Raw genomic sequence first — 22,107 nt, forward strand, 5'->3', positions numbered from 1 at the left:
GGACGCGCGAGGATGGGTCGATGTCCGCTCACGTCCCGGCCCAGCCCGTCCCGCCGACCCCTGACTCCCGCACGACCCCGCCCCGCCGGATCGTCCTCGACTGCGACCCCGGCCACGACGACGCGATCGCGATGCTCCTCGCGCACGGGAGCCCCGCCGTCGACCTGGTCGCGGTGACCACGGTCGCCGGGAACCAGACGCTCGAGAAGGTGACGCGGAACGCGCTCGCGGTCGCGGAGCTCGCCGGGATCGACGTCCCGGTCGCGGCCGGGTGCGACCGTCCGCTCGTCCGGCCCCGGATCGTCGCGCCGGACATCCACGGCGACTCGGGCATGGACGGGCCGGTGCTGCCCGCCCCGCGGCGCGCCGTCGACGACCGGCACGCGGTGGACCTCATCATCGAGACGGTCCTGGCGGCCGAGCCGGGCGAGATCACGCTCGTGCCGACGGGCCCGCTGACGAACGTCGCGATGGCGGCGCGCAAGGAGCCGAGGATCGTGCCGCGCGTCCGCGAGGTCGTCCTCATGGGCGGCGGGTACCACGTGGGCAACCGGACGCCGGTCGCGGAGTTCAACGTCCTCGCGGACCCGGAGGCGGCGCACGTCGTGCTCACCGAGGCGTGGCCGGTGACGATGGTGGGTCTCGACCTCACGCACCAGGCCGTCGCGACGGCGGACGTGCGCGACGGCATCGCCGCGCTCGGCACCGCCCCGGCCCGATTCGTCGGCGAGCTGCTCGACTTCTACGGCACGACGTACCGCACCGCGCAGGGTTTCCCCTCCCCGCCCGTGCACGACCCGTGCGCGGTCGCGTACGTCGTCGACCCGTCGGTCATGACGACGCGCCGCGCGCCACTGGACGTCGAGCTGCACGGGGGCCTGACGACCGGCATGACCGTCGCCGACCTGCGCGGCGACGAGCCCGGCCCCGAGGAGTGCCGCACACAGGTCGCGGTCACCCTCGACCACGCCCGATTCTGGGACCTCGTGCTCGACGCGCTCGGGCGCGTCGGCGAGCCTGCCTGAGCCGGGTCGCCGACTGCTCAGGCCCCGAGGACGGCGCGGAGGAACTCCTGGGTGCGCTCGTGCCGCGGCGAGGTGAACATCGTCTCGGGGTCGGCCTCCTCGACGATGCGACCGTGGTCGAACATGAGCACCCGGTGCGAGACGTCGCGCGCGAACTGCATCTCGTGCGTGACGATGAGCATCGTGATGTCCGTCGTCTCCGCGACCTCGCGCAGGACGCCGAGCACGTCGGCGACGATCTCGGGGTCGAGAGCGGACGTCACCTCGTCGAGGAGGAGGATCTCCGGGTCCATCGCGAGCGCCCGCGCGATCGCGACACGCTGCTGCTGGCCGCCGGACAGCTGCGTGCAGCGGGCGTCGCGCTTGTCCGCGAGCCCGACCTGCTCGAGCAGCTCCTCCGCACGGACCGTCGCCTGCGCGCGGGTGAGGCCGAGCACGTGCATCGGCGCCTCGACGATGTTCTCCAGCACGGTCATGTTCGGGAAGAGGTTGAACTGCTGGAAGACCATGCCGACGCGGCGCCGGATCGGGCGCCGACGCTTCTCGGGGATCGCGACCCGCTTCCCGTTCCGCATCTCGTGCGTGTACGGGTCGCCGTCGACGAGGATGATCCCGCCGTCCGCCTCCTCGAGGGTCATGAGGAGCCGCAGGATCGTCGTCTTCCCGGACCCGGAAGGCCCGATGAGCGTGACCCGGTCGCCGCGCGCGACACGGAAGTCGAGCCCGTCGAGCACGGTGTTGTCGCCGAAGCGCTTGACGACCCCCCGGAACTCGATCATGGGGACCACGTCGGGGTCGACGGAGGCCGTCTGGGCGGGGGACGTCGCAGGGACCGGCGTGCGGGCACCCTCGGGCGCGGTGGTCTCAGGCAAGGCGATTCTCCAATCTGCGGACGAGGAGCGAGGTCGGGTAGCTCGCCAGGAGGAAGAGCAGGCCGACCATCGTGAGCGCCTCGGTGTAGACGAACGTGCGGGCCCCGAACTGCTGCGCGGCGGTGAACATCTCCACGACGCTGATCGCGAAGAGGAACGGGGTCTCCTTGAACATGGAGACGGCGTAGTTCCCCAGCCCCGGCAGCGTCTTGCGGATCGCCTGCGGCAGCACGACCGCGCGCCACACGCGCGACCGCGGCAGGTCGAGCGCCTTCGCGGCCTCCCACTGGCCGCGGGGGACGGCGTCGATCCCCGCCCGGTAGACCTCCGACATGTAGGTCGCGTAGTGCACGCCGAGCACCGCGCAGCCGACCACCAGCGCCGGGACGCCCGGCAGCATGAGATAGACGAACACGAGCTGCACGAGCAGCGGCGTCGACCGGACGAACTCCACGACGAGGCCCACGGGGGCGCTGACCCACCGCGACGGCGAGCGTCGCACCAACGCGACGAGGAGTCCGAGCACCGCGGCGATCGCCGTGCCGACGACCGTCGCGAGCAGCGTGATGCGAAAGCCCTCCAGGATCGGCGGGAGCGCCTGCGCGGCACGTTCCCAGCTCCAGACGTCGTTCACGCGGCACCTCCCCTCGCCGTGGCCGGGACCGGTGCGAGGCGGAGCACCTCACGGAGCGACGGTCCGCGGCCGAGCCGGTGCTTCGCCCGGACCTCGAGGGCGTTCATGCCGAGCGTCAGCGCGTAGGCGAGCGCGAAGTAGACGAGCAGGCCTACGGAGTAGGAGAAGAACGTGTCCTGCGTGCCGCGGCGGAGCTGCTCGATGAAGTAGTTGACGTCGTGCAGCAGGATGTAGGTGGCGAGCGCGGACCCCTTGAGGAGCTGGATCAGCAGGTTGGTCAGCAGCGGGATCATGAGCGCCCACGCCTGAGGCAGGATCACGCGGCGCAGCCGGTGCACGGGACCGAGGTCGAGCGCGACCGCCGCCTCCCACTGCCCGCGCGGCACGGCGTTGATCGACCCGCGGACCACCTCGGCGCCGTACGCGCCGTAGTTGAGCCCGAGCGCGAGGATGCCGCACGCGAGGGACTCCATGCGGAAGCCGAAGACCGGCAGGACGTAGAAGAGCCAGAAGAGCTGGACGACGAGCGACGTGCCGCGGAAGAACTCCACGACGACGCGTGACGGGCCACGGACCCACAGGCGGTGCGCACGCGAGCCGAGACCGAGCAGCAGCGCCAGGACGAGAGCGAGCGCGGCACCGCCCAGCGTGAGCTGGAGGGTGACCAGCACGCCCTCGCCGAGCCGCGGCAGCGCGTCGAGCAGCGTGCTGAGGTTGTCGGACACCCGGCGTCCCTCAGGAGCCCGCGCCGAGCTCCGGGGCGAGCTCGGTGGCGAGGGCGTCGAGGTCGCCGGCGCAGAGCTTCTCCGTGGTGAGGCCCTCCACGGGACGCTCGGCCGCGGTGAAGCCGAACTCCCCCACGATCTCCAGATAGCGGTCCTCGTCGGCGACGATCTCGGCGAGCTTCTCGTTGTACGCCTCGAGCAGCGCGGTGTCGCTCGTGCGGAAGACGGTCCCGCCGGCACCGATCTGGGGGACGCCGTCGATCTCGGCGACGAACGACTCGGTGACCTCCACCGGGGCGTCGGAGCTGTCCGCGAGGTGGTTGAGCGAGATGCCGGTGAGGGCGAAGGCGTCCGCGCGCCCGGCGACGACGGCGTCGAGACCGTCCTGCGGCGAGCCGACCTCGAGGTTCTCGATGCCGAGCTCTCGGGCGTAGTCGCCCTCGATGGCACCCGTCATCGTTGCCAGCCGGACACCCGCGTCGGCGGCGGACTGCATGTCCGTCAGGCCGTCGGGGTTCCCCGCGGGCGTCATGAACGCGGTGGTGTACATGAACTCCGGCTCGCTGAAGGCGGCTTGCGCGCAACGGTCCGGGAGGATCGACATCCCGGCGCTGACGGCGTCGAACCGGTTCGCGGTGAGCCCCGGGATGAGGGAGCCGAACTCGGTGTTCACACCCTCGACCGTCTCGATCCCCAGCTCGGCGAAGATCGCGCGGTGGAGCGCGACGGTCGCCCCGGTGAGCTCCCCGCCCTCCTCGTAGCTGTAGGGGGCCTCCCCGGCGAAGCCGACGGTGATGGTGCCGCGGTCCTGGAGCGCCTCCAGCGCGCCGCCGTCCGCGGACGCGGTCCCGGGCTCGCCGGCGCCACCCCCGTCGACGCTCGTGCAGGCTGCGGTGGCGGCGAGGAGGACGACGGTGCCGGCACCCAGCAGGGCGCGGCGCCGGTGCGCGGTGGTTCGCGTGGAAGTCATGGTTCCCTTCGTGCCCGTCGACGCCGGGGCGTGACGGTCGTGGCTGGTTGGACGGTCGACCACGTTAGCCTTCTGTCGACCGTTCGACAATCGAACGGTCAGAGCGTCTGATTGTCTACAATCGATGCCCACGTGCGCGTTCGTCCGATCGAGCGTCGCCGACAGGGGATGATGTGATACCCGATCGTGACCTCGATCGACCGCACGACCACGACCTCGGAGGGAGAGAGCCGATGAGCCCGGCCTCGCGCGCACCGCTCACCGCACCGTTCCTCTCGCCGGTGACCCGACCGTCGACGGTCGACCTCATCGCGCGCGAGCTGCGCGACGCGATCTACTCCGGCGCGCTGCGCGTCGGCTCACCCATCCGCGAGGTCGAGATCGCCGGGCAGCTCGGGGTGAGCCGCGGCCCCTTCCGCGAGGCGGCCCAGCGGCTGGTCCAGGAGGGCCTGCTCACCGCGACGCCGGGACGCGGCCTGAGCGTCGTGACCATCGGGCGCGACCGCATCCCCGCGCTCTACGCCGCGCGCACCAGCGTCGAGACTGCCGCGGCGCGGCTCGCCGTCGCCCGCGCCTCCGAGACCGACGTCGCGTCCGTCCGCACCGCGTACGACGCGCTCGTCACGGCCGGAGCCTCCCAGGACCCTCGCCGCATCGGCGACGCCGACCTCAACCTGCACTGGGCGCTCGTCGCGGCGGGAGGGAACCCGTGGCTCCTGCGGTGGATGACCACCCTCATCGTCGAGGTGCGCGTCGCCAGCTTCACCGTGAGCGACGAGTACGCCGTGCGTGCCGACTCGGCGGCGTCCCACGAGGAGATCGTGACCCGCCTCGAGCAGCGGGACGCCGACGGCCTGGTCACGGCGATCACCGCCAACCTGGACGCGGCGGTCGCGCGGCTCACCGCCCCGCAGGACGCCGACGTCGAGACGCTCGAGGAGCCCCACCCCGTCCCGCCGCCGCGCCTCGACCCCATCGAACCGACCGGCCTGCTCTGAGCCGCACGCTGCGGTCGCGCGGGTCTGATCAGCGAGACACGACGACGACGCGGTACCGCGTGCCCGTCTGCGAGACCTGCCACTCCCCGACGTCGCGCACGCTGCCCGCGGGGATCTCGGGCGCGTACGTGTCACCCTCGACCACGGTGTCGATCTCGGTGACCACGCACAGGTCCGCGGCGGCGACGGTCGCGGCGTAGAGCTGCGCGCCGCCCATCACCCACACCTCGTCGGAGCCGCTGGTCCGGGCCGCGGAGCGCGCGGCCGCGAGCGCCGCGTCGACCGACCCGGCCACGCGCACGGGCGCGTCGCCGTCACCCTCGGGACGGCCGCCGTCGGGCACCCACGACTCCTGGCGCGTGACGACGACGTTGAGGCGCCCCGGCAGGGGCCGGAACCGGGGCGGGAGCGAGTCCCACGTGCGGCGGCCCATGACCACGGGGTGGCCCGACGTGACGCGTCGGAAGTGCGCGAGGTCCTCGGGCAGGTGCCACGGCATGGTGCCGCCCGCGCCGATGACGGGCCGCCCGGCGGCGTCGCGCGCCTGGGCCCAGATCAGTCCCAGCATCAGACCGCGATCGGCGCCTTGATCGTCGGGTGGTGCTGGTACCCGACGACCTCGATGTCCTCGTACTCGTAGGCGTCGATCGAGTCGCGGGGCGCGAGGCGCAGGGTCGGGTACGGGTACGGGTCGCGCGTGAGCTGCTCGCGCACCTGCTCGACGTGGTTGTCGTAGATGTGCACGTCACCGCCGGTCCAGACGAAGTCGCCGACCTCGAGGCCGGTCTGCGCGGCGACCATGTGGACGAGCAGCGCGTACGACGCGATGTTGAACGGCACGCCGAGGAACAGGTCTGCCGAGCGCTGGTAGAGCTGGCACGACAGCTTCCCGTCGGCCACGTAGAACTGGAAGAACGCGTGGCACGGCGGCAGCGCCATGTTCTCGATCTCCCCGACGTTCCACGCGGAGACGATGTGCCGCCGCGAGTCGGGGTTCGCCTTGATCTGCTCGATCACCTGCGCGACCTGGTCGACGTGGCGGCCGTCCGGCGTCGGCCACGAGCGCCACTGGACGCCGTAGACGGGGCCGAGCTCGCCGTCGGCGTCGGCCCACTCGTCCCAGATGCGCACGCCGCGCTCCTGGAGCCAGCGCACGTTCGAGTCGCCGCGCAGGAACCACAGCAGCTCGTAGGCGACGGACTTGAGGTGCACGCGCTTCGTCGTGATGAGCGGGAAGCCCTGCGCGAGGTCGAAGCGGAGCTGGCGGCCGAACACGCTGCGCGTGCCCGTCCCCGTGCGGTCGCCCTTGGGCGTGCCGTGCGCCAGGACGTCGCGCAGGAGGTCCTCGTACGGTGTGGGCACGGGCCCGGGCGCGCTGCCCGACGGCGCGGGCTCGGCGGTGCGCACGGGTGCGGTCGGAACGTCGGTTGCGTCGAGGGCCACGCCCGCCAGTCTAGGCACCGCTCCGGCCCGGCGGCCGGTGACGCTCGGCACGCGCGCGGGAATCGCGCGCGGCCGCCGCACGTTCCCCGGAGGGCGGACGCCCCGACGCCGCGACCCGACGAGTGCGAGGATTCACGCATGACGACGCAGCCTGCCGAGAACACCCTGAGCGCCGCCGACGAGGCCGCGCACGACGTCCCCGCGCCGTCGCCCGCCCCGGCCGACGCGCTCTGGGTCGAGCGCACGGGCACCCGCACGTACACGGGCCGGTCGGCGCGCGGCGCCGAGGTCTCGATCGGCCCGGCGAGCGAGGGTGCGGTGTTCACGCCCGGCGAGCTGCTGAAGATCGCGCTCGCGGCGTGCGCGGGCATGAGCACGGACCGCACGTTCGCGCGCCGCCTCGGCGACGACTACGCCGTGACGATCCACGTCCAGGGCGACAAGCTCCTCGAGGAGGAGCGGTACCCGAAGATCACGGGCACGTACGACATCGACCTCACGTCGCTCGACGACGACGCGCGCGACCGGCTCGTCACCGTCGCCGCGCGAGCGATCGACAAGGCGTGCACGGTAGGACGGACGGTCAAGGCCGGCGCCGAGGTCGAGTACCTGTTCCAGCCGGAGGGCGCCGGCCGCGAGGTCGAGACCCAGGACTGACCGCGGGATGACGGGAGGCGCCATGGCGTACCAGCAGGACCCCTCGAGAAGCCCCGTGCCGCGCGGCGGCGTGCCCGAGTACGGGACCCCGCCCCCGGACGCCGGGCGCAGGGACCTCTCGACGCAGGACGCGGTCGAGTGGTCCGCCTACCGGCCGACGCCGCTGCTCGACGCCGCGCTCGACAAGGCGGTGACGATCCCGTCGCACGTCATCCGGGCGCACGTCGACTCCGTGCGCCGTCGCAACCCCGAGGCGAGCCCCGCGCAGATCGTCCGGATCCTCGAGCGCGAGTACCTGCTCGTCATCCAGACGGCGGGCGGCGCCGTCGGCGCGGCAGCCGCCTTCCCCGCGGTCGGGACGGGCGTGGGGATCGCGCTGACGTCGAGCGACGTCGCGACGTTCTTCGCGTCCTCGGCGGCCTTCGCGCTCGCGGTGGCGGACGTGCACGGCATCGCGGTGGACGACGTGGGCCGCCGTCGGGCGCTCCTGCTCGCGACCGTGCTCGGCGAGAAGGGCGCGCGCGACGTCGAGCGCGCGACCCAGGGGTCGGGCCTCGCGTGGGGCAAGGTGCTCCTGACGAGCATGCCCGCCGGGACGCTCGTCAAGGTCAACAAGGCGCTCGGCAACCGGTTCCTGCGCACCCAGCTCGCGAAGCAGTCCGGCCTCGCGCTCGGTCGGCTCGTGCCGTTCGGCGTCGGCGCCGTCGTGGGCGTGGCGGGGGCGCGGGCGCTCGGGCACGGCGTGATCGCCCAGTCGCGGCGCGCGTTCGGGCCGCCGCCGTCGGTGTTCGGCCGGCTCCTCGAGGTCGTGGAGTCGCCCGTGCAGGACGCACCGCCGCGGCTCGTCCCCGTCCCCGAGGACGCGGAGCCGCGCCGCCGTCGTCGGCTGCTGCCGGGGCGGGGACGGCGCGACCGCTCCCCCGCCCGCGACGCCGAGTGACGACCCGGGGCGTGCGGCGCGTCGCCGTCGCGCGCGAGCTCGACGTCGACGCGTCCGTCGCGTTCGCGTGGGTCGCGGACCCGCGGACCCACCCGCGGTTCATCCCCCTCACCGTGATGACGACCCCGGCGGGCCGGGGCCCCGAGGTGGGCGACCGGTTCACCATGGTGAGCGGCCCGCTCGTCCGGCGCACGGGCCGCGGATTCCCGGACCGCATGGTCGTCGAGTCGCTCGACCGCCCGTCCGTGGCGGCGGGCCGCCCGGGCAGCACGCGGATCCGCAAGCTGGGCCCGGCGCTGCTCGGCGACGCGGGCTTCGAGGTCGTGCCGCTCGGCACGGGCCGCTGCCGGGTCGTGTGGTGGGAGGAGGCGTACCTCGCCGGTCCCGTCCCCCGCGGGATCACGGCGCCCCTCGTCGGGGTCGCGCTGCGCGTCATGATGCACGTCTCGCTGCGCCGCCTCGACGCGCGCCTGCGCGCCCGCCGGTAGCCGCGAGCGGCCTGGCTGCCGGGCCGCGCCCCGCGCACGCGACGGACCGGGGCCCCACGGGACCGACCAGCGTCGGTACCGCGCGACCCCGGGTCCGGGGTGGTGGGTTCAGGCCGTCGGCCCGTCCTCCACCGGGGCGTCCTCCACCGAGGTGTCCTCCGTCGGGCTGCCCGACGGCGCACGGTCGCCCGCGGCGGTCGTCGTGGCACCCGGCGCAGCGCCGGGCGAGGTGCCGGGCACGGCCGGGCCCGCGAGGATCAGGTAGAGCTCGCGACGCGTGCGCTCCAGGAGCTCCGCAGCGGCCGTCGTCTGCTCGTCGGTGCCGGTGCGGGCGACCTGGTGGACCGCCGCCGCCACGGCCTCGACGCCTGCGCGCAGCTCGCGCCGCGGGCGGCCGCCGCGACCGGCGGCGTCGGCGAACGGGTCGCCCAGCTCGTCGGCGTGCTCCGCGACGTACGCGGTGCCCGCCTCGGTGAGCGTCGCGAGGCGGCGCCCGCCGTCGGCCGAGAGCTCGACGAGCCCCTCGTCCTGGAGCAGGTTCAGGGCCGGGTAGACCGCGCCGGGGCTCGGGCGCCACTGGCCCTCGCTGCGCTCCGCGATCTCCTGGATGACCTGGTACCCGTGCATGGGCTGCTCGGCGAGGAGCAGCAGGACGGCGGCGCGGACGTCGCCGCGGCCGGCGCGCCCGGGGCCGCGACCGCGGCCCCCGTGCCGGCGACCGCCGTGACCGGGGCCGAAGCCGGGCCCGCCCGGGCCGAACCCGGGGCCTCCCGGGCCGAACCCGCGACGGTCGTCGGCCGGACCGCCGGGGCCGAAGCCCCGGCCGCCGTCGGCCGGTCCGCCGAACCCGCGTCCGCCACCGCGGCGGGCTCCGCCGCGGCCACGGGGGCCGTCGCCGCGGAGCCAGCCCGCGTCGTCGGGCACGGGCGGGAAGCCGTCGCGACGACGGCGGTCCGGGCGCGGCCCGGGTCGCTCGCCGAACGGCTGGGACATGTTCTGGACGTTCTCCGGGGTCCTGCCCCGGTGCTGGTGTGCGTGGTGCATGAGAGGTGTCTCCTGTATGTGGATGTTCGAGGGCTCCGGGTGATCCGCGGAGCGTGGCGGGCCGGTCCGGCCGCGCGGTCGTCGCGAGCCGCGTCTCGGGCTCAGCGATACGGTAACGATATATCGATAGAATATCGCTGTCAACACCCCCGCCGCTCGCGTGCCGTCCCAGGACGCGCCCACCTCCCGGACGTACGCTGACTTCCAGCAGCCAACCGGCAGCCACCAGCAGCACCGGACGCATCCCCCGTCCGGCACCCACCCGGGCCGCACCACCCCGGCGGCCCGGCTCCCGCGAGGAGGCGGCGATGCGCCCAGGCCAGCCCCGGCACTACCTGATGTGCCGGCCGACGTACTTCACCGTCAGCTACGAGATCAACCCCTGGATGGACCGGCGCACACCGGTCGACACCGCGCTCGCGGTCGCGCAGTGGGAACGCCTGCGCGACACCTTTCGCGACCTCGGCCACACCGTCGAGACGATCGACCCCGTCCCCGGCCTGCCGGACATGGTCTACGCGGCCAACGGCGCGACCGTCGTCGACGGCCTCGTCTACTCCGCGCGCTTCACCCACCCCGAGCGCGGGCCCGAGGGCGCCGCCTACCTCAAGTGGTTCGCCGACCACGGGTACGTCACGCACCTCGCGGAGCACGTCAACGAGGGCGAGGGCGACCTGCTGCTGGCCGGCGACGTCGTGCTCGCCGGCACCGGCTTCCGCACCGAGCGCGCCGCGCACGCCGAGGCCGCGGCCCTGTGGGGCCGGGAGGTCGTGACGCTCGAGCTCGTGGACCCGCGGTTCTACCACCTGGACACGGCGCTCACCGTGCTGCGCGGCAACGAGGGCACCGCCGGCACCCCGGGGGCCGACGACGGCGCGCACCTCGACGACGCCGCCCACCCCGCGCTCACCGGCCCGCCGGCCGTCGACGTCGTCTACCTGCCCGCCGCGTTCTCCCCCGCCGCGCAGGAGGTGCTGCGCGAGCGCTACCCCGACGCGCTCCTCGCGACCGAGGAGGACGCCGCCGTGCTCGGCCTCAACGCGGTGAGCGACGGGACGCACGTCGTGCACTCGCCGCGCGCGGGCCGGCTCGCCGCGGCGCTGCGCGAGCGCGGCTACGAGACGGTCGCGGTGGACACGTCGGAGCTCCTGCGCGGCGGCGGCGGGGCGAAGTGCTGCACGCTCGAGATCCGCGAGCCCGCCGTCCACGCCCCGGCGCCGGCCGGGAGCGCGTCGTGACCGCCCAGGAGGTCCGCGCGTCGGACGGCGGCACGGGCGCGAGCAGCGCCACCGGCCCGCTCGACGGCGGCCGGCCCGCTGACGGCAGCGGCGGCGGCGCGCTCGCGCACAACTACCACCCGCTGCCCGTCACAGTCGCGAGCGCCGAGGGGTCGTGGGTCACCGACGTGACCGGTCGCCGCTACCTCGACCTCCTCGCGGGGTACTCGGCGCTCAACTTCGGGCACCGGCACCCCGCGCTCGTCGACGCCGCCACGCGCCAGCTCGGCCGCGTCACGCTCACGTCGCGCGCGTTCGACCACGACCTCCTGCACCCGTTCGCCGAGGCGCTCGCGGCGCTCGTCGGGCCGCTCACCGCGGGCGGGGCGGACTCCCTCGTGCTCCCGATGAACACGGGCGCGGAGGCCGTCGAGACCGCGATCAAGACGGCGCGCAAGTGGGGCTACGACGTCAAGGGCGTGCCCCAGGGCGAGGCGACGGTCGTCGTCGGCTCCGGGAACTTCCACGGCCGCACGACGACGATCGTGTCGTTCTCCGACGACCCCGACGCCCGACGCGGGTTCGACCCGTACACGCCGGGGTTCCGCCTCGTGCCGTACGGCGACGCCGACGCGGTCGCCGCCGCGATCGACGACACGACCGTCGCGGTACTCCTGGAGCCGGTGCAGGGCGAGTCGGGCGTCGTCGTGCCGCCCGACGACTACTGGCCGCGCCTGCGCGCGATCACGACCGCGCGGGACGTGCTCCTCGTGGCCGACGAGATCCAGTCCGGCCTCGGGCGCGCCGGGGCGACGCTCGCGACCGAGACGTGGGGCGTGCGGCCCGACCTCGTGACCCTCGGCAAGGCGCTCGGCGGCGGGATCGTGCCGGTCTCGGCCGTCGTCGGGCGGCGCGACGTGCTCGAGGTGCTCACGCCCGGGACGCACGGCAGCACGTTCGGCGGCAACCCGCTCGCGTGCGCGGTCGGGCTCGCGGTCGTCGAGCTGCTGCGCACGGGCGAGCCGCAGCGACGCGCGCGCGAGCTCGGCGCCGCGTTCCAGGACCGGCTCACCGGGCTCGTCGACGCGGGCCTGCTCGACGGCGTCCGCGGCCTCGGCCTGTGGGCGGGCCTCGACCTCGACCCGGCGCGCGGGACGGGCCGCGACCTCTGCGAGGCGCTGCTCGCCCGCGGCGTCCTCGCCAAGGACACGCACGGCTCGACCATCCGCCTCGCTCCCCCGCTCACCATCGCGGCCGAGGACCTCGAGACCGGGCTGTCCGCCCTGGAGGACGCCCTGACGGACCTGGCGCGGGGTCGGTAGAGTCCGGAGGGTGACCACGCCCGAGCCCACCGCACCCGGTACCACCACCCTCGCGTCGTCCCTCGACGACCTGCGTCGCGCGTACGCCGACCTGCAGGCGCTGGGGCTGAAGCTCGACCTCACGCGGGGCAAGCCCTCGGCCGAGCAGCTCGACCTCTCCGAGGCCCTGCTCGCGCTCCCGGGCGAGGGCGTGCACACGGACGCCGACGGCACGGACGTGCGCAACTACGGCGGCCTCGAGGGGCTGCCCCAGCTCCGGCGCATCTTCGCCGAGCTGCTCGGCGTGCCCGTCGAGCAGCTCCTCGCGGGCGGCAACGCGAGCCTCACGCTCATGTACGACACGCTCGTGTACGCGACGCTCTTCGGCGTCCCCGGGTCCGAGCGCCCGTGGGGCCGCGAGGAGAAGGTCCGCTGGATCTGCCCCGTGCCCGGCTACGACCGCCACTTCTCCGTGTGCGAGGCGCTCGGCATCGAGATGGTCACCGTCCCCATGACGGCGGACGGCCCCGACGCCGCGGCCGTCGCCGCGCTCGTCGCCGACGACCCGACGATCAAGGGCATGTGGGTCGTTCCGACGTACGCGAACCCCGACGGCTCGGTCGTCACGGAGGAGGTCGCGCGGGCACTCGTGTCCGTGCCCGCCGCCGCCCCCGACTTCCGCATCCTCTGGGACAACGCGTACGCCCTGCACCACCTCACCGACGACGAGGTCCGCAGCGCCGACGCGATCGCGCTCGCCGCCGAGGCCGGCCACCCGGACCGCGTGATCCTCTACGCCTCGACGTCGAAGATCACGTTCGCCGGCGCGGGCGTCGCGTTCCTCGCGTCGTCCCCCGCGAACGTCGCCTGGTACAAGAAGCACCTGTCCGCCCAGTCCATCGGCCCGGACAAGGTCAACCAGCTCCGGCACGCGCTGTTCTTCGGCGACGCCGACGGCGTACGCGCCCACATGCGCAAGCACCGCGACATCATCGCCCCCAAGTTCGACGCCGTGACGAGCATCCTCGCCGACCGCCTCGGCGGCACGGGCGTGGCGTCGTGGACCGAGCCGAAGGGCGGCTACTTCGTCAGCCTCGAGGTCGTGCCGGGCACCGCGTCGCGCGTCGTCGAGCTCGCGAAGGCCGCCGGCATCGCGCTCACGCCCGCGGGCGCCCCGTTCCCGTACGGCAAGGACCCGGAGGACAAGGTCCTCCGCCTCGCCCCGACCCTCCCCCCGATCGAGGAGGTCCGCGTCGCGATGGACGGCGTCGCGACGTGCGTCCTCCTCGCGGCCGCGGAGCACGCCGCGCGGTAGACGGCCCCGGACCCGCGAGGTAGAGCCTCCGGTCGCGACGTAGAGCCCCCCGGGTTCTCCCTCGCGGCCGGGGGCTCTACCTCGTTCCGGCGCGTCTCTTCGCTCCTGGCGCATCGCGCTGGTCAGCCTCCCCTCGTCCGGCGCACGATGGAGGAGGTGCACGACCGATGAGTTCTGTCGGCCCGGGCGGTCGGTGGGTGCGTGGGTGGCCCGGACGCTCCGGGCGGCCCGTCGGCAACGGCCAGGAGGGGACATGACCGAACCTGCACGCGGCGACCTCGCCGTCGAGGCGCGCGGCCTCGTCAAGCACTTCACGACCGGGAAGTCGGTGACCAAGGCGGTCGACGGCATCGACCTCCTCATCCCCGAGGGCACCGTGTTCGGCGTCCTCGGGCCGAACGGCGCGGGCAAGACGACCGCCGTCCGCATGCTCGCGACGCTCCTGCGCCCCGACGCGGGGACGGCGCGCGTGCTCGGCCACGACGTGGTGCACGACGCCGACAAGGTGCGGTCCGTCGTCGGGCTCACCGGGCAGTACGCGTCCGTGGACGAGGACCTCACGGGCACGGAGAACCTCGTCATGCTCGCGCGGCTGTACGGGTTCCTCGGCGGCACGGCGCGCGGTCGCTCCGCCGAGCTCCTCGACGCGTTCGGGCTCGGGGACGCGGGCGACCGCCAGGTGAAGACGTACTCGGGCGGCATGCGGCGGCGGATCGACCTCGCGGCGAGCCTCGTCATGAGCCCGCGCGTCATCTTCCTCGACGAGCCGACCACCGGCCTCGACCCGCGCAGCCGCAACCAGGTGTGGGACATCGTGCGCGTGCTCGTCGCCGACGGCGCGACCGTGCTGCTCACGACCCAGTACCTCGAGGAGGCGGACCAGCTCGCCGACCGCATCGCCGTGATCGACCACGGCAAGGTCATCGCGGAGGGCACCGCGACCGAGCTCAAGCGGTCGGTGGGCGAGGGCGCGGTGCACCTGCGCCTCGCCGACGCGACGCAGCGGGGCCGGGCCGCGGAGGTCGTGGGCGCGCTGCTCGGCACGGACATCACGCTCGCGAACGACCCGTACGCGTTCACCGCGCGCGTGCCCGACGACGGCGCGGCGGACGTCGCGCGGATCCTGCCCGCCCTCGGCGACGAGGGGATCGTGGTGCCCGAGTTCACACTGGGCCAGCCGAGCCTCGACGAGGTGTTCCTCGCGCTCACCGGCCAGCCCATGGACGACGACGAGACGATCGAGGAGGTGGCCTGATGGCCGCGGACCCCACGACCACCGCCGCGGAGCTGCGCGCCCCGGAGGCGAACGCGCTGCGCGCGGCGGTCGCGCTCGACCGGCGACCGGACCGGCCGTCGCCCGTCTCGGCGACCCTGACGTACACGTGGCGCGCGCTGCTCAAGATCAAGCACGTGCCCGAGCAGCTGTTCGACGTCACGGTCTCGCCGATCATCTTCACGCTGATGTTCACGTACCTGTTCGGCGGCGCGCTGGCCGGCGACGTGCAGAGCTACCTGCAGTTCCTGCTGCCCGGCATCCTCGTGCAGGCGGTGCTCTTCACGACGATCTACACGGGCTACACGATGAACACGGACATCAGCAAGGGCGTGTTCGACCGGTTCCGGTCGCTGCCCGTGTGGCGGCCCGCGCCGATCGTCGGCGCGCTGCTCGGCGACACCGTGCGCTACACGATCGCCTCGGTCGTGACCCTCGCGCTCGGCCTCGTGCTGGGCTTCCGCCCGCCGGGCGGCGTCGTCGGCGTGGTCCTGGGGATCGTGCTGCTGCTCGTGTTCGCGTTCGCGCTCAGCTGGGTGTTCACGGCCCTCGGGCTCGTGCTGCGCTCCCCCAACGCCGTCATGGGCACGTCGATGCTCGTGCTCATGCCGCTCACGTTCGCGTCGAACATCTTCGTCGACCCGTCGACGATGCCCGTCGTGCTGCAGCGCTTCGTCGACGTCAACCCGGTCACGCACCTCGTCACCGCGGTGCGCGGGCTCATGGCGGGCGAGCCCGCGACGGAGGGGATCGTGTGGGTCCTCGTGGCGTCCGTCGTGCTCACCGCGATCCTCGCCCCGATCACCATGCGGCTGTACCGCAACCGGAGCTGACCGCCCGCCCGGGCACCACGCGCCGTGGTGCCCCGGCGGGCCGGCGGCTCAGCCCTCCTTGGCCGCCGGCTCGTCGTCCTCGCACTTCTTGGTCACGACCATGACGGGGCACGCGGAGTGGTGCAGCACGGCCTGGCTCGTGGAGCCCAGCAGCAGGCCGCGGAAACCGCCCCGCCCGCGCGAGCCCACGACGATGAGGTCGGACGCCGTGGAGAACTCCGTGAGGAGCTCGGCACCCGTGCCGTCGAGGACGATGCGCTTGATCGTGAGCCCGGGGTGCTCCGCCTCGTGGCGGTCGATGATGACGTTCAGCCCCTCGGTGACGTCGGCCAGGACCTGCTCGTGGTCGATCGACGCGGGCAGCCACGCGAGGAGACCCGCACCGGCACCGACGGGCACACCGGCCACCGCGACGAGCTCGGCGTCCCAGGCGCGGGCCTGACGGATCGCGTGCCGCAGCGCGATCTCGGCGGACGGCGACCCGTCCACCCCGACGACGATCCGGCGCAGGTCCCGCACCGGCGGCAGCTCCTGCGCGCCACCCTCGTCGTCCTTCCCGCCCGCGCGGTACGGCACGACGACCGTCGGGCAGTGCGCGTGCGCGGGCAGCGCCGAGGAGACGGTGCCGAGCAGCCGCTCGGTGAAGCCGCCGCGCCCCCGCGTGCCGACGACGACGAGCGCGTGCTCGCGCGACATCTCGACGAGGACCCCCGCGGCGTCGCCGGTCGTGACCGTCGCCGTCGTGCGGACCCCGGCGCCCTCGGCGCGGGCGCGAGCCTCTTCCAGGACGGCGCGCGCGCCCTCCTGGATGGCCGAGTCGTCGAGGGCCGCGTAGCCGCCGTCGAGCGACGCCGCCGTGAACGACGGCAACGAGTAGGTGCACACGATGTGGAGGGGCCACCCCACGCGCAGCGCGTACGCCGCGGCCCAGTCCAGGGCGTGGAGGCTCGGCGCCGAGCCGTCGACACCGACGAGGACGGATTCCGTGCGGGTCATGAGCGACTCTCCTCTCGACGGCCCGGTGCCATCGGACGACCAACCTAGCCGAGACCAGGCCCGGCCGTCCGTCTGCCACGAGTCACGAACACGTCAAGAATGCCACGAACCCCGCCCGCTCGCGCAGAGTGCGAGCGGACGGGGTTCGTCCAGCCAGTGACCGCGGGGGTCCTGATCGGGTGAGCGATCAGGCCACGCGGATGAAGGTGGGGTTCGACTGCCAGATCTGGCGGAACTGGACCGACTTCCCGGGACGCGGGGCGTCGATCATCATGTTGTCGCCCGCGTAGATGGCGATGTGGCCCGGCGTCCAGATGAGGTCGCCCGGCTGCGCCTGGTCGCGCGACACCTTGGTGCCGACCGAACCCTGGGCGCCCGACGTGCGCGGCAGGTTGATGCCGACCTGCGCGTAGACGTAGCTGGTGAAGCCCGAGCAGTCGAAGCCGTCGGGGGTGGTGCCGCCGTAGACGTACGGGACGCCCACGTAGCGGGCCGCGATCGAGACGATCGACGAGCCGTGCGCCGACGCGGGGGCGCCGACGGACGCCTCCTGCTGGGCCGGAGCCTGCGACTCGTCGGACGACGACGACTGCGTGGACTGGCGCTCCTGCGTGCGGCTCGTCTGCGTGGTGCGGACGGGCTCGGGCTCGGGCTCCGGCTCCGGCTCGGGGGCCGGGGTCACGGTGACCGGGGCCTCCTCGATGGTGAACGCCGCGTCGGCCGCGACGGTCACGGCCGGGGCGGCCTCGAGGGCCTGGCGGGCCTGCGCGGTGAGGGCGCTGAGGTCGACGGCGTTGAGCTTGCCGGACTCGTTGTCGACCGGGGCGGCCGTCGCGGGGGCGGCGGCGCCGATCATCGAGACGATGAGGCCGGAGGACGCGGCGACGACGGCGGTACGACGACCGACGCTCGACATCTGGTCCGATGCGGCCTGGGCGATGGTGCTGAGTGGCGTCACGGGACGCCGCGCCGCGCGGTGGCGGGCGCGAGTCGTGCTCACGGTCACTGTTGCCTCTCCTGGACGCCTGCGAGGTCAGCTGTCGGGTTCGGGTGGAAGAGTCACCCGGCCTGGCGGACCGGAGTCCGTCGGGCTTCACCCCAAGGGCGCTGTCTCCAGCACCCGGAAGTGGGTCCCCCGTCCCTGTCATCGGGTCGTCGTGGGCCTCTCGCGGTGACAGGGTTAGGCGTTCCGCGCGAGGTCTCCGCCAGATGGGTATCCCGACGGAGCAGGACGACCGTACAGGACCCCTCGGCAAAAGTCACGTTCCCATCACGACGGAACGCGGCCCCGCGCATCGCCGCAGGTCACGGCGTTTCCCCCGGTGAACGGGCGGCTATCCGCGGGCGACGAAGAGGTGGCGCGCGACGTCGTCGGGCAGGTCGAGGACGACCGGCGCACCCTCTCCCTGCACGGTGACCCCGCCGGCCGGTGCCGGTCGCACGACGAGCGTGCGGCGCGGCAGCACCCCGGCCTGGGCGAACCGCGCGAGGAGCTCGACGTCGACCTGGACCGGCTCGGCGATCCGCTGGAGCACGACGCGCACCTCGCCGCCGCCGAGGCCGTGCTGGGCGAGGTGGACGGGGAGCGACACGACGCCGTCGAGGAAGTCGACCTCCTCGAGCTGCTCCCCGAGCTCCGGCAGGCCCGGGATGGGGTTGCCGTACGGGTCGAAGTGCGGGTGGTCGAGCAGCCCGAGGAGCCGCTCCTCGACGAGCTCGCTCATCACGTGCTCCCAGCGGCACGCCTCGGTGTGCACGTACTCCCAGTCGAGCTTGATGACGTCCGTGAGGAGCCGCTCGGCGAGCCGGTGCTTGCGCATGACGCGCGTCGCCTTCTCGTGGCCCGCGGGCGTGAGCTTGAGGTGGCGGTCCCCCGTGACGACGACGAGCCCGTCGCGCTCCATGCGCGCGACCGTCTGCGACACCGTGGGCCCCGAGTGGCCGAGGCGCTCCGCGATGCGCGCGCGCAGCGGGACGATGCCCTCCTCCACGAGCTCGTAGATCGTCTTCAGATACATCTCGGTGGTATCGATCAGATCGGTCACGTCACGCTCCCAGTCGCTCGTCGGCTCGGGGCGCCCGGTCGTCGCTCCACGGGGCGCCTGCCCGCACCGGCGGGCCGCTGGGGGTCAGTCTATGGCGAGCCCGTGACCCGACCGCGGTGTCGTCCAGAGGCACCCGTGGTGCCTGGTGGCCCGCGCCTCCCCGCGGGCCCCGGCGCGGACCGTGCGGTGACGCACGGCCTGTGGACGAGGCTCCCGGGGCGCGCCGCGCGCGCGTAGGGTGACGCCGTGCCCGATCTCGCGAACACCTCGATCACGATCCCCTCGGACCTCCTGCCGGCCGACGGCCGCTTCGGGTCCGGGCCGTCCAAGGTCCGCGCCGCGCAGGTCCGGGCGCTGTCCGACGCCGGCACCTCGCTGCTGGGGACGTCCCACCGGCAGGCGCCCGTCCGGTCGCTCGTGCGCCGCACGCGCGAGGGCCTCGCCGCGCTGTTCGCGCTGCCCGACGGCTACGAGGTCGTGCTGGGCAACGGCGGCTCCACGACGTTCTGGGACGTCGCGACGGCGTGCCTCGTCCGCTCGAAGGCGCAGCACGCGGCGTTCGGCGAGTTCGGCGCGAAGTTCGCCGCCGCGACGACCGCCGCGCCGTTCCTCGCGCCGCCCCAGGTGATCTCGGCCCCCGCCGGGACCGTCGCGCTCCCGGAGCCCGCCGACGACGTCGACGTGCACGCGTGGCCGCACAACGAGACCTCGACCGGCGCGATGGCGCCCGTGCGCCGCGTCCCCGGCTCGCGCGAGCGCGGCGCGCTCACGCTCGTGGACGCCACGTCCGGCGCGGGCGCGATCCCCGTGGACGTCGCGGAGACCGACGTCTACTACTTCGCGCCGCAGAAGGTCTTCGGGTCGGACGGCGGCCTGTGGCTCGCGCTGTGCTCACCCGACGCGCTCGCGCGCGCGGACGAGGTCGAGAGCAGCGGCACGCGCTGGGTCCCGGAGTCGCTGTCGCTGCGCACGGCGGCGGCGAACTCGCGCCAGGACCAGACGCTCAACACGCCCGCGATCGCGACGCTCGTCATGCTCGCGGAGCAGGTGGAGTGGCTCCTGGGCAACGGAGGCCTGGAGTGGGCCGCCGCCCGGTCCGCCGAGTCGGCCGCGCACCTCTACGGGTGGGCGGACTCGCGCGAGTGGGCGACGCCCTTCGTCGCGAACCCGGCGGAGCGGTCGACGGTCGTCGGCACGATCGACCTGGACGACGCGATCGACGCGACGACCGTCGTCGCCGCGCTGCGCGAGAACGGCGTGCTCGACGTCTTCCCGTACCGCAAGCTCGGCCGCAACCAGCTGCGCGTCGCCATGTTCCCGGCGATCGAGCCCGACGACGTCCGCGCCCTCACCGCGTGCGTGGACCACGTCGTCGACCACCTCGGCTGACGAGCGCGCGACCGACGGCCGCGCCCAGCACGAGGCCGGTGCCGCCCGGGAGACCGGGGTGGCACCGGCCTCGTCGCTCGGCGGGAGAGGCGGCGTCAGGCCGCCCGGGCGGCCTCCTGCGCGTCCTCGGCCTCGATCCGGCGCCGCGCCTCGGCGCGGGCGGAACGGTCGGTCGGGGTCCCGGCGTCGAGGTAGCGCACCACGAGGTGCGGGCGCTGCAGGACGCGGTACCGGACCTCGAGGTGCCAGTTGCGCACGGCCCAGACGGCGGCGCCCACCGCGACGAGCGCGGCGGTGATCGACCCGACGCCGATCGCCCAGCGCGGGCCCCACGCCTCGGCGATCCAGCCGACGAGCGGGGAGCCGACGGGCGTCGCACCGAGGAACACGATCATGTAGAGCGACATGACGCGCCCGCGCATGACGGGGTCCACGGACATCTGGATGGTCGAGTTGGCTGCGGTCATCATGGTGAGCGACGCGAGCCCCACGGGGATGCACGCGACGGCGAAGCTCGCGTACGTGGGCATGAGCGCCATGACCCCCGTGGCGACGGCGAACCCGAACGCGGACCCGATGACGAGCCGGACGCGCGGGCGCTCCCGGCGCGCGGCGAGCAGTGCCCCGGTGAGCGACCCGATCGCGAGGATGGACCCGAGGATCCCGTACTCCCCCGGCCCCATGCCGAACTCGACCTTCGCCATCATCGCGGACGTGAGCTGGAAGTTGAGCCCGAACGTCGACACGACGCCGACGACGACCATGATGACGATGATGTCCGTCCGTCCGCGCACGTACCGGATGCCCTCGCGGATCTGACCCTTTTCTCGCGGGGCGCTCGGCAGCACGTGAAGCTCGCGCGTGCGCATGTACAGCAGCGCGAGGATGGTCGCCCCGAAGGTGACGCCGTTGATGATGAACAGCCAGCCGGAGCCGACCGCCGCGATGAGCAGGCCCGCGACGCCCGGCCCGACGAGGCGCGCCGCGTTGAACGACGCGCTGTTGAGCCCGACGGCGTTGGAGAGCTTGTCGGCGGGCACCATCTCGGCGACGAACGTCTGGCGCACGGGGTTGTCGAACGCCGAGACGACGCCGAGCAGGCCGGCGAACACGTAGACGTGCCACAGCTCGACGTGCCCGGACAGCACGAGCACGCCGAGGCCGAGCGCGAGCAGTCCCATCGCGCCCTGGGTGGCCATGAGGAGCCGACGGCGCGGGAGCCGGTCGGCGAGCAGGCCCGCCCACGCGGACAGGGCGAGCACGGGCGCGAACTGCAGCGCGGTGACGACGCCGACGGCGACGCCGGAGTTGTCCGTCAGGTCGCTGAGGACGAGCCAGTCCTGCGCGACGCGCTGCATCCAGGTGCCGACGTTCGCGACGAGCGCGGCGCCGAACCAGACGCGGTAGTTGTAGTACTGGAGGGAGGAGAACGTGGTGCTCATCGGGCGGCGATCCGGGTCAACAGCTCACTGGCGCGGGCCAAGGTCTCTCTTTCGTCAGGGGTGAGGGAGGACAGCTGCTGCGTGAGCCACGCGTCCCGGCGGCGCCGCGTCTCCTTGACCTCGCGCACGCCGGCGTCCGTGAGGCGCACGACGACCTGACGGCGGTCGCTCGCGTGCTCCCCCTTCTCGACGAGACCCATCTCGACGAGGGCGTTGACGGCGCGGGTCATCGAGGGCGGCCGGACGCGCTCGTGCTCCGCGAGCTCGCTGGGCGACATGGCGCCGTGCTTGTGCAGGACGGTGAGGACGCCGAACCGCCCCTCGGGGAGGTCTGCCTCGCCGCGCTGGGCACGCAGCCGCCGGGAGATCCGGGTGAGCGCGACCCGCAGGTCGCCGCCGAGCGTCGCGGGCCGGTACTGGTTCCGGGTAGGAGCAGTGAGGTCCGCAGCAGGCATGATAGTTACCCTAACTCATTACCTTGGGTAAGAAAAGGCCTGAGG

General features: G+C 73.9%; 23 protein-coding genes and 1 riboswitch. Of the genes, 11 read left to right on the forward strand and 12 right to left on the reverse strand.

The genetic code is table 11. From position 1 onward, the window contains the following. Positions 1-20 precede the first annotated feature (20 nt). A complete protein-coding gene (locus tag HKK73_RS14925) occupies positions 21-1,025 on the forward strand; it encodes a nucleoside hydrolase (RefSeq protein WP_081599961.1) in 1,005 nt (334 codons plus the stop codon). 17 nt (positions 1,026-1,042) lie between these two features. Here HKK73_RS14925 and ehuA read toward each other — a convergent pair whose 3' ends face one another. The 4 genes from ehuA to HKK73_RS14945 all read right to left on the reverse strand — a co-directional run bounded on the left by ehuA (position 1,043) and on the right by HKK73_RS14945 (position 4,226). Then, positions 1,043-1,804, reverse strand: a complete 762-nt coding sequence (ehuA, locus tag HKK73_RS14930; RefSeq protein WP_034654335.1) for an ectoine/hydroxyectoine ABC transporter ATP-binding protein EhuA — start codon at positions 1,802-1,804, stop codon at positions 1,043-1,045. Between the two features lie 85 nt (positions 1,805-1,889). Then, complete coding sequence (ehuD, locus tag HKK73_RS14935; RefSeq protein ID WP_034654309.1) at positions 1,890-2,531, reverse strand: ectoine/hydroxyectoine ABC transporter permease subunit EhuD; 642 nt, start codon at positions 2,529-2,531, stop codon at positions 1,890-1,892. Continuing rightward, positions 2,528-3,256 (reverse strand): ectoine/hydroxyectoine ABC transporter permease subunit EhuC, encoded by a 729-nt coding sequence (ehuC, locus tag HKK73_RS14940; protein ID WP_034654311.1) that lies wholly within the window; start codon positions 3,254-3,256, stop codon positions 2,528-2,530. Before ehuC ends, ehuD begins: the two co-directional genes overlap by 4 nt. Positions 3,257-3,266: 10 nt before the next feature. Then, entirely contained in the window at positions 3,267-4,226 is a 960-nt protein-coding gene (locus tag HKK73_RS14945) for a transporter substrate-binding domain-containing protein (protein ID WP_043654263.1), read from the reverse strand. A 233-nt stretch (positions 4,227-4,459) separates the two neighbouring features. Here HKK73_RS14945 and HKK73_RS14950 point away from each other — a divergent pair, with 233 nt between their 5' ends. Continuing rightward, positions 4,460-5,224, forward strand: coding sequence for a GntR family transcriptional regulator (locus HKK73_RS14950; RefSeq protein WP_051028107.1), 765 nt, complete (start codon positions 4,460-4,462; stop codon positions 5,222-5,224). Positions 5,225-5,252: 28 nt separating this feature from the next. Here the strand turns inward: HKK73_RS14950 and HKK73_RS14955 are convergent, their stop codons facing one another. Together HKK73_RS14955 and HKK73_RS14960 are read right to left on the reverse strand one after the other, a co-directional pair. Beyond that, positions 5,253-5,792 (reverse strand): dihydrofolate reductase, encoded by a 540-nt coding sequence (locus HKK73_RS14955; RefSeq protein ID WP_171468303.1) that lies wholly within the window; start codon positions 5,790-5,792, stop codon positions 5,253-5,255. Continuing rightward, positions 5,792-6,586, reverse strand: a complete 795-nt coding sequence (locus tag HKK73_RS14960; RefSeq protein ID WP_171468788.1) for a thymidylate synthase — start codon at positions 6,584-6,586, stop codon at positions 5,792-5,794. The genes HKK73_RS14955 and HKK73_RS14960 overlap by 1 nt, the downstream gene beginning before the upstream one ends. 219 nt (positions 6,587-6,805) lie before the next feature. Between HKK73_RS14960 and HKK73_RS14965 the strand changes: the two genes are divergently transcribed. From HKK73_RS14965 to HKK73_RS14975, 3 genes are read left to right on the forward strand one after another with little or no spacing between them, the layout of a single operon-like run. Beyond that, entirely contained in the window at positions 6,806-7,324 is a 519-nt protein-coding gene (locus tag HKK73_RS14965) for an OsmC family protein (protein ID WP_081895945.1), read from the forward strand. 22 nt (positions 7,325-7,346) lie between these two features. Next, on the forward strand, positions 7,347-8,264 hold the full coding sequence (locus HKK73_RS14970; RefSeq protein WP_241005809.1) for a hypothetical protein: 918 nt from the start codon (positions 7,347-7,349) through the stop codon (positions 8,262-8,264). A gap of 11 nt (positions 8,265-8,275) precedes the next feature. Further along, positions 8,276-8,752, forward strand: coding sequence for an SRPBCC family protein (locus tag HKK73_RS14975; protein ID WP_051028110.1), 477 nt, complete (start codon positions 8,276-8,278; stop codon positions 8,750-8,752). Positions 8,753-8,860: 108 nt separating this feature from the next. Here the strand turns inward: HKK73_RS14975 and HKK73_RS14980 are convergent, their stop codons facing one another. Next, the gene (locus tag HKK73_RS14980; RefSeq protein WP_253705664.1) at positions 8,861-9,796 is read right to left on the reverse strand and encodes a PadR family transcriptional regulator; all 936 of its coding nucleotides are present in this window, start codon (positions 9,794-9,796) and stop codon (positions 8,861-8,863) included. A gap of 308 nt (positions 9,797-10,104) precedes the next feature. Here HKK73_RS14980 and ddaH point away from each other — a divergent pair, with 308 nt between their 5' ends. The 5 genes from ddaH (at position 10,105) to HKK73_RS15005 (ending at position 15,735) form a co-directional block, all read left to right on the forward strand. After that, a complete protein-coding gene (gene ddaH, locus HKK73_RS14985; RefSeq protein ID WP_171468304.1) occupies positions 10,105-11,034 on the forward strand; it encodes a dimethylargininase in 930 nt (309 codons plus the stop codon). Further along, the gene (gene rocD / locus HKK73_RS14990) at positions 11,031-12,335 is read left to right on the forward strand and encodes an ornithine--oxo-acid transaminase (RefSeq protein WP_171468305.1); all 1,305 of its coding nucleotides are present in this window, start codon (positions 11,031-11,033) and stop codon (positions 12,333-12,335) included. The genes ddaH and rocD overlap by 4 nt, the downstream gene beginning before the upstream one ends. Positions 12,336-12,345: 10 nt before the next feature. Then, positions 12,346-13,629 (forward strand): aminotransferase class I/II-fold pyridoxal phosphate-dependent enzyme, encoded by a 1,284-nt coding sequence (locus tag HKK73_RS14995; protein ID WP_114554252.1) that lies wholly within the window; start codon positions 12,346-12,348, stop codon positions 13,627-13,629. Between the two features lie 253 nt (positions 13,630-13,882). Next, on the forward strand, positions 13,883-14,884 hold the full coding sequence (locus HKK73_RS15000; protein WP_034651234.1) for a daunorubicin resistance protein DrrA family ABC transporter ATP-binding protein: 1,002 nt from the start codon (positions 13,883-13,885) through the stop codon (positions 14,882-14,884). Next, positions 14,884-15,735 carry an ABC transporter permease gene (locus tag HKK73_RS15005; protein WP_051028222.1) on the forward strand — a complete coding sequence of 284 codons (852 nt, stop codon included), beginning with the start codon at positions 14,884-14,886 and terminating at the stop codon, positions 15,733-15,735. The genes HKK73_RS15000 and HKK73_RS15005 overlap by 1 nt, the downstream gene beginning before the upstream one ends. A gap of 48 nt (positions 15,736-15,783) precedes the next feature. Here the strand turns inward: HKK73_RS15005 and HKK73_RS15010 are convergent, their stop codons facing one another. The 3 genes from HKK73_RS15010 to HKK73_RS15020 all read right to left on the reverse strand — a co-directional run bounded on the left by HKK73_RS15010 (position 15,784) and on the right by HKK73_RS15020 (position 18,776). Next, positions 15,784-16,731, reverse strand: a complete 948-nt coding sequence (locus tag HKK73_RS15010; protein WP_085387405.1) for a universal stress protein — start codon at positions 16,729-16,731, stop codon at positions 15,784-15,786. Between the two features lie 187 nt (positions 16,732-16,918). After that, positions 16,919-17,731 (reverse strand): C40 family peptidase, encoded by an 813-nt coding sequence (locus HKK73_RS15015; RefSeq protein ID WP_369824948.1) that lies wholly within the window; start codon positions 17,729-17,731, stop codon positions 16,919-16,921. 7 nt (positions 17,732-17,738) lie between these two features. Continuing rightward, positions 17,739-17,928, reverse strand: a riboswitch (cyclic di-AMP (ydaO/yuaA leader). A gap of 137 nt (positions 17,929-18,065) precedes the next feature. Then, positions 18,066-18,776 carry a metal-dependent transcriptional regulator gene (locus tag HKK73_RS15020; RefSeq protein ID WP_171468306.1) on the reverse strand — a complete coding sequence of 237 codons (711 nt, stop codon included), beginning with the start codon at positions 18,774-18,776 and terminating at the stop codon, positions 18,066-18,068. A gap of 246 nt (positions 18,777-19,022) precedes the next feature. Between HKK73_RS15020 and serC the strand changes: the two genes are divergently transcribed. Further along, complete coding sequence (gene serC, locus HKK73_RS15025; protein ID WP_253705665.1) at positions 19,023-20,165, forward strand: phosphoserine transaminase; 1,143 nt, start codon at positions 19,023-19,025, stop codon at positions 20,163-20,165. A gap of 95 nt (positions 20,166-20,260) precedes the next feature. Here serC and HKK73_RS15030 read toward each other — a convergent pair whose 3' ends face one another. After that, the gene (locus HKK73_RS15030; protein WP_168944558.1) at positions 20,261-21,607 is read right to left on the reverse strand and encodes an MFS transporter; all 1,347 of its coding nucleotides are present in this window, start codon (positions 21,605-21,607) and stop codon (positions 20,261-20,263) included. After that, positions 21,604-22,062 carry a MarR family winged helix-turn-helix transcriptional regulator gene (locus HKK73_RS15035; RefSeq protein ID WP_021483075.1) on the reverse strand — a complete coding sequence of 153 codons (459 nt, stop codon included), beginning with the start codon at positions 22,060-22,062 and terminating at the stop codon, positions 21,604-21,606. The genes HKK73_RS15030 and HKK73_RS15035 overlap by 4 nt, the downstream gene beginning before the upstream one ends. Positions 22,063-22,107: the final 45 nt, after the last annotated feature.

It is taken from the genome of Cellulosimicrobium sp. 72-3, from assembly GCF_013127315.1.
Lineage (GTDB): Bacteria > Actinomycetota > Actinomycetes > Actinomycetales > Cellulomonadaceae > Cellulosimicrobium > Cellulosimicrobium funkei.